This is a genomic window from Leclercia sp. M-A074-M, assembly GCF_965195605.1.
GTDB lineage: Bacteria > Pseudomonadota > Gammaproteobacteria > Enterobacterales > Enterobacteriaceae > Enterobacter.
Window position 1 is genome coordinate 41165 of sequence record NZ_CBDAHM010000007.1, and the last position, 12759, is coordinate 53923.

The 12759-nt window shown below is 53.2% G+C and carries 13 protein-coding genes; 1 reads left to right on the forward strand and 12 read right to left on the reverse strand.

The window, feature by feature from the left end:
* Nucleotides 1-122 precede the first annotated feature (122 nt).
* The 8 genes from ACOKCT_RS15000 to ACOKCT_RS15035 form a co-directional block, all read right to left on the reverse strand.
* The gene (locus ACOKCT_RS15000; protein WP_059306657.1) at nt 123-1331 is read right to left on the reverse strand and encodes a tyrosine-type recombinase/integrase; all 1209 of its coding nucleotides are present in this window, start codon (nt 1329-1331) and stop codon (nt 123-125) included.
* Between the two features lie 370 nt (nt 1332-1701).
* Nucleotides 1702-2808 carry a PTS fructose transporter subunit IIC gene (locus tag ACOKCT_RS15005; protein WP_103178391.1) on the reverse strand — a complete coding sequence of 369 codons (1107 nt, stop codon included), beginning with the start codon at nt 2806-2808 and terminating at the stop codon, nt 1702-1704.
* A gap of 41 nt (nt 2809-2849) precedes the next feature.
* A complete protein-coding gene (locus ACOKCT_RS15010; RefSeq protein WP_103178392.1) occupies nt 2850-3161 on the reverse strand; it encodes a PTS fructose transporter subunit IIB in 312 nt (103 codons plus the stop codon).
* A 71-nt stretch (nt 3162-3232) separates the two neighbouring features.
* On the reverse strand, nt 3233-3703 hold the full coding sequence (locus ACOKCT_RS15015; protein WP_156653958.1) for a PTS sugar transporter subunit IIA: 471 nt from the start codon (nt 3701-3703) through the stop codon (nt 3233-3235).
* A gap of 190 nt (nt 3704-3893) precedes the next feature.
* Nucleotides 3894-4571 carry a D-allulose 6-phosphate 3-epimerase gene (gene alsE / locus ACOKCT_RS15020; protein WP_103178394.1) on the reverse strand — a complete coding sequence of 226 codons (678 nt, stop codon included), beginning with the start codon at nt 4569-4571 and terminating at the stop codon, nt 3894-3896.
* Between the two features lie 21 nt (nt 4572-4592).
* The gene (locus ACOKCT_RS15025) at nt 4593-5855 is read right to left on the reverse strand and encodes a PTS ascorbate transporter subunit IIC (protein ID WP_103178395.1); all 1263 of its coding nucleotides are present in this window, start codon (nt 5853-5855) and stop codon (nt 4593-4595) included.
* A 31-nt stretch (nt 5856-5886) separates the two neighbouring features.
* On the reverse strand, nt 5887-6153 hold the full coding sequence (locus tag ACOKCT_RS15030) for a PTS sugar transporter subunit IIB (RefSeq protein WP_103178396.1): 267 nt from the start codon (nt 6151-6153) through the stop codon (nt 5887-5889).
* 10 nt (nt 6154-6163) lie between these two features.
* On the reverse strand, nt 6164-6604 hold the full coding sequence (locus tag ACOKCT_RS15035) for a PTS sugar transporter subunit IIA (protein WP_103178397.1): 441 nt from the start codon (nt 6602-6604) through the stop codon (nt 6164-6166).
* A 222-nt stretch (nt 6605-6826) separates the two neighbouring features.
* Between ACOKCT_RS15035 and ACOKCT_RS15040 the strand changes: the two genes are divergently transcribed.
* Nucleotides 6827-7879, forward strand: coding sequence for a LacI family DNA-binding transcriptional regulator (locus ACOKCT_RS15040; protein WP_103178398.1), 1053 nt, complete (start codon nt 6827-6829; stop codon nt 7877-7879).
* A gap of 116 nt (nt 7880-7995) precedes the next feature.
* Here the strand turns inward: ACOKCT_RS15040 and ACOKCT_RS15045 are convergent, their stop codons facing one another.
* The 4 genes from ACOKCT_RS15045 to paoA are packed head-to-tail and all read right to left on the reverse strand — an operon-like array spanning nt 7996 to nt 12754.
* Nucleotides 7996-8907 (reverse strand): XdhC family protein, encoded by a 912-nt coding sequence (locus ACOKCT_RS15045; protein ID WP_420193617.1) that lies wholly within the window; start codon nt 8905-8907, stop codon nt 7996-7998.
* Between the two features lie 9 nt (nt 8908-8916).
* Nucleotides 8917-11115, reverse strand: a complete 2199-nt coding sequence (paoC, locus tag ACOKCT_RS15050) for an aldehyde oxidoreductase molybdenum-binding subunit PaoC (protein ID WP_420193618.1) — start codon at nt 11113-11115, stop codon at nt 8917-8919.
* Nucleotides 11112-12068 (reverse strand): FAD binding domain-containing protein, encoded by a 957-nt coding sequence (locus ACOKCT_RS15055; RefSeq protein ID WP_156653962.1) that lies wholly within the window; start codon nt 12066-12068, stop codon nt 11112-11114. The genes paoC and ACOKCT_RS15055 overlap by 4 nt, the downstream gene beginning before the upstream one ends.
* Entirely contained in the window at nt 12065-12754 is a 690-nt protein-coding gene (paoA, locus tag ACOKCT_RS15060; RefSeq protein WP_103178402.1) for an aldehyde dehydrogenase iron-sulfur subunit PaoA, read from the reverse strand. Before paoA ends, ACOKCT_RS15055 begins: the two co-directional genes overlap by 4 nt.
* Nucleotides 12755-12759: the final 5 nt, after the last annotated feature.

The window sequence follows — 12759 nt, forward strand, 5'->3', positions numbered from 1 at the left end:
AACACCACATCCCTTTAACTGAAAATTACTGTATTTTTATGCGCCTTGTTGTGGCGAAAACTAGGATAATCAATCACTCATCGACTATTTATGCACTTTTGAAAAATGAAAACGTCAAGCCGTCAAGCTATACCGTCAAAATTGACCTGTTCCACGTACTGAGCAAGCTCTTTGAGTGAAGCCCCTTGACTGTAAGTCTTGAAAGACTCTGTACTCCCCCTCTCATGACCTACAAGAAGCGCTATCCGGTCTTCAGGCACTTTGAGGCGGTCAAGCTCAGTGATGAACATACCACGCAATGAGTGAAAGACTTTCCTCTCCGTTTCCTTCTCGCCTAAAGCCTTTCTCTTTGCTCTGGTGAATTGCTGTGTATGCCATGTAGAGCGCTTACCATCAGCCCTGTCTGTTAACGCTGCATGTCTGAAAAGAAACTTATCAGTATGGTTTTGAATCAGCGTGTCAATAAGTCCGTTAATTGAAGGATGAACGGGAACTAATCGGGCTGCATTCTTTGTTTTGCCTTTTGAGATGCGTAAACACCTTACGTTTTCCTCGGTAACAATATCATCAGTGGTAAGGCTACAAATTTCATTCAATCTCATCCCTGAATAAAGGCCAATTAAGGTAACCTGTTTCATTTCCTCATTGAGTAACCTAAAGACTTTGCTTAACTCAGAAGTAAGGAAAGGTTCATAACTATCATGTGAACTTTTGGCCTCTAACCTGTGCCCTCTAAAGGGATTATCTTTAGGTGCATCGTGATAACGATTCTTTGCAAAATCGAATAGTTGAGCCAGTGCGCTTATATAGTTTTGTAGCGTTTGAGTTGCTTTCTCTTTTTTCAATTGGTCAAGCCATCCGGTTACTACCGTTCTGTTAATGTCCTGAAGCTGTGAATCACGCTGTTTAATGTGAGAAAGAATTAACTCAACGGCTTTAGTTATCTTTGAAAGCGTTGTTAGTTTGCGTTTATCGCTATATTTCAGCAAATAAAGGTCACGTATTTGTATCAGTGTAGGACAGCGCTCAATATTAGCCCCGTAATTCACTGGTGATTCCTTTGCAAAGTTGCTGATACCACGTAGTTCATTGATTATCTGCTCAACCTTTGAGCCGTTTTGTTTTGGCTTAAGCTGTTCCCTTAGCTTGATGAACTCTACCGCTACAGCATCCCTGAAAAGCCTTGCTTGCCTGATATCTTTGGTGGCTGTGGATTTCATGTAGTAGCGCTTACCGTTGAAGTAAGGCTTCATGTAGGACGGTATAACGATTCGCACCATGTAAACCCCGCAATGGTCGAGAATCAGATATCTGTCACGCTTGTAAGTCATGTAAACCCCTGATATTTTGTCGGGGCAGTTTCAGGGTTGATATATACCTTTTGTTGCTGGTGAAAAGTCTAATTAACTAAGTTTAATCAATCGGTTAGCTAGGCTTTGTAGATAATTCATTAGAGTCTGCGAAGGTCGTAGGTTCGACTCCTATTATCGGCACCATCTAAGTCAACGCGTTACCTCTGATATTCACCAGTCAGGAATGTAAGTCCCAAGTATTATCAACAGAACATATTCTTTGCATAATTTTTAGCCTGCACCGTTTACATAAGCCTGAGAAGGTGTTCGGGCAGCACCAGTAGCCTGGATACCGCCCAGCGAAACATAGAATGTTGCCAATCTACCCTGCGTGTTTTTACGTCCAGGCTTAGCTTATTTTGATGTCATCCAGATTAATATCTTCCTCTTCATCATCGTGGTTTATAACCACGTCGCGAGGAACATCCTTTTTGATGACGGCATAGACAGTAGCCGTGACAACGATATTCACCAGTAACGCCATAATACCCGCCATGGGGTGTGACATGGTTGGAATCATCAACACGCCGCCGAAAGGTACGGTTGCGTCAGCACCATATACCATGGTAACGGCACCACCACAGGCGCCACCGATTGCCGCAGCGGTGATACCACGAATGATATCGTTCATCACGATAGGTATAGAGCCTTCGACGATATTCACCACTCCCATCGGCACCGCCGATTTCAACATCTCGATCTCTTCGTTGTTATAGATGTTTTTGCGCAGAAGTTTGGCGATAAAAAATGCCAGCCCCAGGCCGATAGGGGTTGCCGTATTCACTAGCTGAAGTGCAGTAATGGGTTCATTTATGCCCTGCGCCTGAAGCGTTAAGACGAATGCGAAGCAGGTTTTATTGATCGGCCCGCCGAAATCAACAATACACAACGCGCCAATCACAGCCCCTAAGACTAAATTGGAAGAGGTACCCATACTTCTCAGGAAAGAGGTAAGCGCATCGGTAAAAATACCGATAGGCGTACCGATGATGTAGACCATGATCAGGGCGCTGATGATAGAGGCAAAAAATGGCACAATCAGTGTAGGCATTAAGCCACGAGCCCAGCCAGGTACCTTCACATTTTTAATGATGGCAAGCGCAATATAGCCGGAAATGTAGCCGCCGATCATGCCGCCGATGAAACCTGCACCAATAGCATTAGCCGCCAGGCCCACAATAAAACCCGGCGCAATACCGGGTTTGCCAGCGATCGAGCCGGAAATCCCGATAGCGATAACGACGGGCAAAAGTCCAAGGGCCTTTGCGCCCATCGTTGCTAAGGCCTGCCACAGATCAAACTGGCCCGGCACTAACGCGTCCTGAACCGTACCCCCCAGGCCCATGCCGATGGCAATAATAAATCCAGCACCACAGACAATGGGAATTAAGAACGAGATAGCAGTAAGCAGATGACCTTTAGGGTTGGCTGCTTTCCATATTTCTTTTATATTCATAAATTACGCCCTTTAATTTATAGGATACGCACAGGTAAAAGTTATGAATTCACTAATTCACTGAGCTTTTCAATAAGCTTATTAGGAGATTTAACCGCCATTTCTGTTGGAACTTTAACTACTCGCTTTCCGGCGAACCGTTCTTCTCCAGATACCTTTACATCAGCGGCCAGCAGAACAATATCGGCCTGTGCAATTTCTTCAGCGGTTAAGGCGTTCTCGATACCAATAGTGCCTTGCGTTTCAATTTTGACATTGTGACCTGCTTTTTTTGCTGCTGTTTCAATTTTCTTCTGCGCAATGTATGTATGTGCAATACCTACAGTACAGGCTGTAATTCCAACGATATTCATGGGTATTCTCCATAATTTGCTTTGAGATGTTCAAACTTATCAGATAATGGCAGAGGTAATAATTTCCGGAATTAAACGGTCTGGTCTTCAGCTTCTGAATTTAATAGCTCAATGAGCTTCTGAGGATTAGTTTCTACCAGCAACTTAGCGATAATATCCTCGTCGGCTAATGAGCCTGAGACATGTGATAATAAACGGATGTGAGTTGTATTCTGATCTGCCAGACGAACAGCAAATAAAATAATACAGTGGACATCGCTCCCATCCATCGTTTCCCAGGGAATGTCGTGTTGGGTACGCCCAATAGCCAATGCCGTATGGGCGACAGCCGAGGATTTACCGTGCGGGATCGCAATATGATTTTCGAATCCCGTTGATCCCTGCTCCTCTCGCAGCCAGACATCCCGAATAAATTCATCTTTATTAATGACCGCGCCATCCTGCACCAGTAAATCCGTTAATTCTTCAATGGCATCTTCCTTACTTCTCGCACTCATGCTTAACTTGATATTTTTGACGTTAAGAACTTCCGAAATATCCATAATTCACCTTCGATAATAAAAAAGCATTGATATAAGTGGGGATACAAAATGCTTCTTGCTTTGGCAACTACGCGCTAAAAGGTACAGCGCCCTCAACCGTACTAATCAGGAGCGCGGATAAAGAGACAGACCGGTTAAATAGACCTTTACCCTGCGCGATGGCTTAATACGGCTGAGCGCACTGCAATTTTCAGGCAGCGACTTCGCGCTGGTAAATATCGACCATTTTATCCCAGGCATCACTCACATTATCCGCCAGGGAGAACAGGCCAGAGGTCCCGACAATAAAGACGTCAACACCGGACTGAGCAATTACATTAAAGGTTTTCTCGTTGCAGGAGCCGTCAATCTCGGTCAGATAGTGGTAACCATGCGCTTCACGCATCGCAATCAATTCTCTGATTTTGTTGAGTGATTCCGGAATAAATTTCTGCCCGGCGTAGCCTGGGTCAACCGACATGACGGTCACTTTGTCCAGCAGATGCGCGTACTCTTTAATGGCATCAGCCGGGGTAGCCGGGTTCAACACCACGCCACAGCGACGGCCCGCATCTTTAATCTGGTTCAGCAGACGGAATATTTTGTTATTCGCCGTCTCCGGATGGAAGCTGATAATATCGGCCCCTGCATCAATACACATCGGAATAATATCTTCCGGGTGGTTCACCATAAGGTGCACATCGATTGGCACATCGGTGATTTTCTTCAGGTTTTCGATAAAGAACGGTGATAGCGTAATATTTTTCACATAGCTGCCATCCATAATATCAACGTGATAAAAATCCGCCCGCCCGTTCATTGCCGTAATTTGTTCTCTGAATTGCGTTAAATCCATACACATTAACGAGGGCGAAAATTTAGCCGCCATACTTACCTCCAAAAGAATCAATTAGTTAAACAGTGATACGACATGCCCAAGAATGATGCCAACCACCCCGAAGTCCGCATCGCCAAAGGTGGTGGATGCAAAGCCAAGGTCGCCCATCAGAGGCAGCAAAATTGCCGGCAAAAATGAAATCAGCAGACCGTGAGCAAATGCACCCACCACCGCGCCGCGGCGACCTCCGCAGATGTTGCCGTAAACGCCCGCCGTCGCGCCGCAGAAGAAGTGCGGCACCAGGCCAGGAACGATGACGCTTAAACCAAAGAGTGGGCACAGGAACATACTCACCAGACCGGCGGCAAAGCTTGACAGGAATCCGACGATCACCGCGTTTGGAGCGAATGGAAAGACGGTAGGGCAGTCGAGAGCCGGTTTGGCGTCTTTCACCAGTTTGTCGGCGATGCCTTTAAAGGCCGGAACAATTTCGGCAATAATCATGCGCACGCCCGCCAGGATGATCCACACGCCTGCCGCGAAGGTCAGCGACTGGATAATGGCGAAGATGATAAAGTTCTGACCACCGCTGATACTGGTTTCGACAAACTCTTTGCCTGCTACCAGCACCAGAATCACGAACAGGATCATCATCGTCAGCGAGATGGCGACCGAGGAGTCACGCAGGAAGTTCAGTGATTTCGGTACCTTCAGCTCTTCAATCGACGGGCTGCCCTTACCGATCGCTTTTCCCACCAGGGCCGACAGCAGATAGCCAGTTGAACCAAAGTGGCCCAGTGCCAGGTCATCAGTACCAGTTATTTTGCGTGTGAACGGCTGCAGAATGGCCGGCGAGACCACCATCATGATGCCGAGGATCACCGCTCCCACCAGCACCACCCACAGGGGTGACAGACCGCCGACTGAGAGGATAACGGCCAGCATCGCCGACATATAGAGCGTGTGGTGTCCCGTCAGGAAGATGTACTTCAGCGGTGTAATACGGGCCAGGACAATGTTAAACAACATCCCCAGGACCATGATCATTGCCGTTGCGGTACCGTAGTTTTTCTGCGCCAGCGCCGCCATAGCATCCGTATTGGGCACTACTCCCTGAATATGGAATGAGTGCTCAAACAGCTGGCTAAAGGTCGTTAATGTCGTGGCGATAATCGCCGCTCCGGATGTTAATATCACAAAACCCATAATGGTTTTGAGGGTTCCGGAAATAACATCGGAAAAAGCTTTTTTCTGCAATAATAAGCCGATCAGGGAAAAGAGACCGACCAGGATTGCTGGTGTGCCCAACACATCATGAATAATAAACTGCAGCATAGAATAACTCCGTAAGGCCGCAAATAATTAATCAGAGATTTTCGGAAAGAATTTCTTTGATTTTATTGTTATCCAGCAGGTTAGATAAGCCAAAGACCTGGGCAGAATGGCTGGAAAGATGTTCGGCAATATCCTTAGCGCTAAGAATAATATCGGCAGTTTCACTTTTTGCCGAAGTCAGATCGGTATGAGAAACCTCTGCTTCTTTATTCAGCTCTTTAATTATTTTTTTTACGTTCATTTCGACGATAAAACTGCTGCCTAAACCGTTACCGCAAACAATCAGAACCTTTTTCATCTTCACCTCTTTATCCGTTGATAACAGTTTGAATTGTTTCCAATGTTGATGCTTTCAGCAGTGCTGAGAGTCGTTCATCATTGCTAAAAATCTCCGCCAGGGCGGTAATCATATTGATATGCTCATCTCCTGAAAGTGCACACAACATAATCACAACATAAATAGGGTCATTCTCGTCGGCGTTAAAAGAAACCCCTTGTTTAATATGTAAAAGCGACAGTCCGTTTTTAATCGCCCCTTGCTCCGGGCGAGCATGTGGCATCGCCAGGCCGGGAGCTAATACATAATAAGGACCCAGCTCCTGATGGCTCTTAAAAATGGCTTCAACATATTCTTCGGTAATCGTCTCTTTCGCTAATAAGGGCTGAGCCGATAACCTAATGGCCTGTTTCCAGTCGCTGACTGAATCCACGATCTGGATATTTTCTACAGGTAGCCAGGTTGTAATCATAAATACCCCGATAGCGTTGAAAGTGAACTTACTATAGTGGAATGACTTCGCGGCTTACCGTGATCTGTATCGCAAAGTTAGCGCTAACATGGCAATAATGTTAAAATCCTTGTTACCGCTAACTTTATTATCGATACTTGTAATTACTTTGCAGTTGGGCAATGCGAAAAACGCTAAACATCATTTACAATGGTTGCCCAGTCAGGCGAAAGGAGGAGATCAGTGCAGACGTTAGAAGCGGACGATAGCGCGAGAGAAAAACGCAGGAAAAACACCGGTAAAATTACGCTCGCTGAAGTTGCAAAACTGGTCGGCGTTAGCACGATGACCGTGTCGCGCGCGTTACGTATGCCTGAAAAAGTGAATCCTGAACTCCGTAACCGCATCGAAGCGGCAGTGAGTGAGCTGGGCTATGTGCCCAATCTCCAGGCCCGTAGCCTCGCCTCCGCTGACTCCAGCCTGGTGATGGGCGTGGTGCCCTCATTTTCTTCTCCGGGCTTTCTTGCCGTCTCCGAAACCCTGCAGACCGTGCTCGCGACTCAGGGCTATAGCATGATGTTTATTGAGTCCAGTCAGGGAGGGCAGAGCGAAGAGCGCGCTTTTGCGCAAATGCTCGCCTATAACCCGGCGGCGATTGTTCAGTTCAACATTGATAACATCAGCAGTTGTTCGCAAATGATCAGTAACACCGGCGTGCCGGTGGTTGAAATTGGTGCCATCAATCGCGATGCGAGCTGGGTCAGTATTGGCGTTGACTATGCTGCTGCCATCAAAAAGCTGGTCACATCGCTTGTGCAGGCCGGATATAAGAATATCGGCCTGCTTTGCACGGCGTCCAATAACATTATGTTTCGCCAGGTACTGAGCGGCTGGAACAGCGCCATGCTCTCCGTTAACCACTCGCCCCACCGTGTGGTGACTTCTCATCTGCCCGCAGGTATTACGACCGGTTTAAACCTGCTGGGCGATATTCGTATTACCTGGCCAGAGCTGGATGCGCTGATTTGCACCTCTGATGAAATTGCCTGCGGCTGCATTATGGCCTGCCACGGTGCAGGGCAAAAAGTGCCTGACGCCCTGGCTCTGGCAAGCCTGAGCGGGGGGACCCTTGCCGCAGTCTGTTCCCCGGCGCTGACGGCGGTTGAATTCCCATGGAGTGAGACGGGAACGGTCGCAGGGAAAACGTTGCTTGATCTACTGGCTGGCAAATCGACAGATAAAGCCATCGAATTACCCTCAACGTTACAAGTTCGCGCCAGCACCAGAAAGCAGTAAGGCCGGTACCCTGGTTATGCCGCCGCATACGACAGGATGACGGGTGGTCACTGGCATTCCCGCCATGCTTATTCGCCGCTCACGACCAGCAGCATTTGACGCCAGATCCTGGTGGATCACCGCGTGTGGGCCCTTACCGCCGCCACGTCCGCCACCACCGACAGCGCCAGCGTGTTAGCATCCCGCGCCTGGGGGAAGATGCCAATCGGGGCCTTAATCCGCGCGATATCCGCATCTTTCCAGCCCAGCTCACGCAGTTTGCCCACCCGCCGCTGGTGGGTGCGCTGGCTGCCAAGGGCACCGATATAAAACGGCGCCGCTCCCAGCGCGGCCTGTAACACCGGCAGCTCCTTGTGCTGATCGTGCCAGAGCAAAATCACCGCCGTGTCCGCATCCATCAGCTCAACCGTGGGGGGATTGCAATACACCTCGTATCCCGCCGCCTGCGCCACATTGGCTGTCGCCTGCGCCTCCACCGACCCGCCATAGATCAGTAGCCGCGGGCAGGGGCGATAGCCCTGCTCGAAGCGATCGTCCTTCCAGCCTGTCCTGGGTGTCCAGGGCGCCGACTGCAATGATTGGGAAGAGGGGAGGTAATGCAGTCCCACCGGTTTACGCTGGGCGAGGCTGTTCAGCACCGCCAGCAGCGGCTGTACCGTGCGCACTTTATGGATGTTCAGCGTGATCCCGCCGCCGCAGGGGAGCACAATATCGAACCACGGCGATCCCTCGCCATACTTCACCTGACGGTCCGTGCCGCAGGCGAGGGTCTCCAGTGCATCGTACGCGGCAGCGGCCTCCACGCAGCCGCCGGAGACATAGCCGCAATAGAGCCCGTCCTCGCGAACGGCCATCTGCGCCCACAGCGGCCTTGCTGCGCCGCCGCGGATCTCCACCAGGGTCACCAGCGCCACCGCCATGCCTGCCGTAAACGCCTCCGCCGCGAAGCGCAGCACCGCCACGCTGTCGTCGGTAGCAAAAGCCTGCTCGGGGATAATCTGTTCACTCAGCGCAGCGCCTTGCAGCATGCTCTCTCCTTACACCACATCGGGTAGCGCATCGATCAGTTTATCCAGGGTGATGGGATACTCCCGCACCCGCACCCCCGTGGCGTTATAGATCGCATTGGCGATGGCCGCCCCGACGCCACACAGCCCCAGTTCACCCACCCCTTTGGCCTTCATCGGCGAGGAGATGGGGTCGGTATCGTCGAGGAAAATCACCTTCTGTTCCGGGATATCGGCATGGACCGGGACTTCATACGCCGCCATATCGTGATTAACGAAGTAGCCAAGACGGGTATCCACCGCCAGCTCTTCCATCAGCGCCGCGCCGAGCCCCATGGTCATCGCGCCAATTACCTGGCTGCGGGCGGTTTTCGGGTTGAGGATCCGGCCTGCGGCACAGACCGCCAGCATGCGGCGGACCCGGACTTCACCTGTCGCCATATCGACCGCCACTTCGATAAAGTGACCGGCAAAGGTCGACTGCTGATACTGTTTATCCAGATCGCCAAACTCGATATTGTCTTCGGCGGTCAGCGTGCCGTTGGCTGCGGCCTCGCGAATGTCCGCGCTGCGGGTATCAAGAACGATCTTCCCGTCGCTGAACTGCGCCTGGTCCGGATCAAAACCGAGGTTCGTGGCAATGGTATGGCGTAACTTCACGCAGGCAGCGTAAACCCCCGAAGTGGAGGTGTTCGCCCCCCACTGGCCGCCTGAACCGGCCGATACCGGGAAGTTCGAATCACCGAGATGCACCGTCACCTTGTCCAGCGGCACGCCCAGCATCTCTGCCGCCGTCTGGGCAATGATGGTATAGCTCCCGGTGCCGATGTCCGTCATGTCGGTTTCCACCGTCACGTTTCCGTCCGCGTCCAGATGTACCCGGGCACCCGATTTTTCTAACAGGTTATTGCGAAAACCGGCCGCCATGCCGTAGCCCACCAGCCAGCGTCCGTCGCGGACCTGGCCGGGCTTTGCGTTGCGCTGCTTCCAGCCGAACTCTTCGGCGCCGGTACGCAGGCACTCGATAAGCTGACGGCGGGAGAAAGGGCGGTTGGGATCGGCCGGATCGACCTGAGTATCATTGAGAATGCGAAATTCGACAGGATCGATGCCCGCTTTCTCCGCCATCTCATCAATGGCGATCTCAAGCGCCATCATGCCCGGCGCTTCGCCGGGGGCGCGCATGGCGTTGCCCTCGGGCAGATCCAGTTTTGCCAGCCGCAGGCCGGTATGACGATTGGCGCCCGCATAAAGCAGTTCGGTCTGCTGCACCGCCGTCTCCGGCGTGCCGCCGGGCAGATTGCCGGACCAGCTGTCATGGGCGATGGCGGTAATCTTGCCCGCCTTGTCGGTCCCGATGCGAATATGCTGGATGGTCGCCGGGCGGTGAGTGGTGTTGTTGGGAATTGTCGGGCGCGACAGCATGACCTTTACAGGGCGCTTCAGGGTGCGGGCCGCCAGCGCGGCCAGCAGCGCATCGCTCCTAAGGAACAGCTTGCCGCCAAAGCCTCCGCCGATATAGGGGGAGATGATGCGCACGTTCTCCTCGGGGATCTTCAGCGTCGCCGCCAGATCGGTGCGGCACCAGGCGACCATCTGATTGGAAGTCCAGACGGTCACCTTGTCGCCGTCCCAGACCGCCATAGAGGCATGCGGCTCCATCGCCATATGGCTCTGATCGGGGGTGGTATAGGTCACATCTATCTTCACCTCGGCGGCGGCAAAGGCGGCGTCAACATCGCCGACGTTTTTGTCAGGGGTCTTCTCCGGGGGCTCGTTGACGGCGGGTTTTTCCTCTGCCAGCGACCAGGCGCCCTTTTCACGGCGGTACTGGACCTGCACCAGCGACGCCGCGGCCCGGGCCTGCTCGAACGTCTCTGCCACCACCAGCGCAACGGCCTGATGGTAGTGCTCTATTTTCGGGCCGCCCAGCAGAGTGGCCGTATTTCTCTCGCCTTTGCCGAGCTCGCCAGCACTGCTGGCCGTGACGACCGTCAGCACGCCTGGCGCGTTTTTCGCGGCCAGGGTGTCGATGGCGGCAATCTCGCCTTTGGCAATCGCCGATCCGACCACATAGCCATAGGCCGCATTGGGCGCGGTGTCGTGCCATTCGTAGGCATAGTGCGCCTTGCCGGTGGTTTTTAGCGGGCCGTCGATACGGTCATGGGGCTGTCCAACCACCTGTAACCGATCGATTGGGTTTTCCCCTGCCGGTTTCTCAAATTTCATACCTGAGCCCTCGCTTCTGTCAGCACGGAGGCAAGCGTTCGCTTCGCCAGGGTGAGTTTGAACCTGTTTTCAGCCGTCGGATGCGCGTCGGCAAACAGCGCGTCATACACCGCCTGTGCCCCCTGGGGGAGTTGCGCATCGGCCTGCGCCATCCGCCAGGGTTTATGGGCGACACCGCCCAGCGCGACGCGGCCGGTGCCATCGGGCTGGACAATCGCAGCCACCGAGACCAGCGCAAAGGCGTAGGAGGCGCGATCGCGAACCTTACGGTAGATGTGTTGCCCGCCCACGGGCGGCGGCAGGGTGACGGCGGTAATCAGCTCGCCGGGCGTCAGCACGGTCTCAATATGGGGCGTTTTTCCCGGCGCACGATAGAAGTCGGCGAGGGGGATGTTGCGCGTTTTTCCGTCTGCATTGATGGTTTCTACCACCGCGTCCAGCAGGCGCATCGCGACGGGCATATCGCCGGGATGGGTGGCAATGCAGGCTTCGCTCCCCCCGACGACCGCATGCTGACGACTAAAACCTTCCAGCGCCGCGCAACCGCTGCCGGGAAGGCGTTTATTGCAGGGTTGGTTCGTATCGTAAAAGTAGGGGCATCGCGTGCGCTGCAGAAGATTGCCCGCCGTGGTGGCCTGGTTGCGCAACTGACCAGATGCCCCGGCCAGCAGCGCTCTGGAGAGCACGGCATAGTCGCGGCGCACGCGCTCATCTGCAGCCAGATCGGTGTTACGCACCAGGGCGCCGATGCGCAGCCCCCCCTCGTCAGTGGCATCAATCTTATCCAGCCCCAGGCCGTTTACGTCGATCAGATGCCCAGGGGTCTCGATTTCCAGCTTCATCAGATCCAGCAGATTGGTGCCGCCCGCGATAAATTTGGCGCCAGGTGTGCGCTGGGCGCTGGCGGCGGCTTCAGCCGGGGTTTTTACCCGCTCATAGGTGAAGGCTTTCATGATTTTTCCCCTCCGGCGACATCCTCAATGGCAGCGAGTATGTTGGCGTATGCGCCGCAGCGGCAGATGTTGCCGCTCATGCGCTCGCGGATCTCCTGGGCATTCATTTCGGGAGGAGAGACCAGATCGAGGGTCACATGGCTGGGGATGCCCTCTTCAATCTCTTTCAGCACCGCCACCGAAGAGCAAATTTGCCCCGGCGTACAGTAGCCGCACTGATAGCTATCGTGTTTAACAAACGCCGCCTGCATAGGGTGCAGATTGTCAGGAGTGCCCAGCCCCTCGATGGTAGTGATATCGGCGTTCTGGTGCATCACGGCCAGGGTGAGGCAGGAATTGATCCTGCGCCCGTCAACGATGACGGTGCAGGCGCCGCACTGTCCGTGATCGCAGCCTTTTTTGGTGCCGGTCAGGTGCAGGTTCTCGCGCAGGGCATCCAGCAGGGTGGTGCGGGTATCCACCTCCAGCTGCTGCGCCTCGCCATTGACGCGAAACGTTACCGGCATTTTCTCCGGTGCGGGTGTGACGGCGGATTCGCCCTCGGCCAGGGCGGAACAGGGATAGACCGCCGCGGTCGCCGCCGCGGCGGCGCTGGCTTTTAAAAGGTCCCGTCGGGACAGGCTAAAATCGTGTTGTTCGTGCTTCCCGAACTCACCATCTTCGGGGTATTCGCCTTGGTTGCTCATGCCAG

Excerpts from the sequence above, each read along its gene's own strand:
- ACOKCT_RS15000 (WP_059306657.1), bottom strand. The coding sequence starts at position 1,331 with ATGACTTACAAGCGTGACAGATATCTGATTCTCGACCATTGCGGGGTT.
- ACOKCT_RS15005 (WP_103178391.1), bottom strand. The coding sequence starts at position 2,808 with ATGAATATAAAAGAAATATGGAAAGCAGCCAACCCTAAAGGTCATCTG.
- ACOKCT_RS15010 (WP_103178392.1), bottom strand. The coding sequence starts at position 3,161 with ATGAATATCGTTGGAATTACAGCCTGTACTGTAGGTATTGCACATACA.
- ACOKCT_RS15015 (WP_156653958.1), bottom strand. The coding sequence starts at position 3,703 with ATGGATATTTCGGAAGTTCTTAACGTCAAAAATATCAAGTTAAGCATG.
- alsE (WP_103178394.1), bottom strand. The coding sequence starts at position 4,571 with ATGGCGGCTAAATTTTCGCCCTCGTTAATGTGTATGGATTTAACGCAA.
- ACOKCT_RS15025 (WP_103178395.1), bottom strand. The coding sequence starts at position 5,855 with ATGCTGCAGTTTATTATTCATGATGTGTTGGGCACACCAGCAATCCTG.
- ACOKCT_RS15030 (WP_103178396.1), bottom strand. The coding sequence starts at position 6,153 with ATGAAAAAGGTTCTGATTGTTTGCGGTAACGGTTTAGGCAGCAGTTTT.
- ACOKCT_RS15035 (WP_103178397.1), bottom strand. The coding sequence starts at position 6,604 with ATGATTACAACCTGGCTACCTGTAGAAAATATCCAGATCGTGGATTCA.
- ACOKCT_RS15045 (WP_420193617.1), bottom strand. The coding sequence starts at position 8,907 with ATGCTGCAAGGCGCTGCGCTGAGTGAACAGATTATCCCCGAGCAGGCT.
- paoC (WP_420193618.1), bottom strand. The coding sequence starts at position 11,115 with ATGAAATTTGAGAAACCGGCAGGGGAAAACCCAATCGATCGGTTACAG.
- ACOKCT_RS15055 (WP_156653962.1), bottom strand. The coding sequence starts at position 12,068 with ATGAAAGCCTTCACCTATGAGCGGGTAAAAACCCCGGCTGAAGCCGCC.
- paoA (WP_103178402.1), bottom strand. The coding sequence starts at position 12,754 with ATGAGCAACCAAGGCGAATACCCCGAAGATGGTGAGTTCGGGAAGCAC.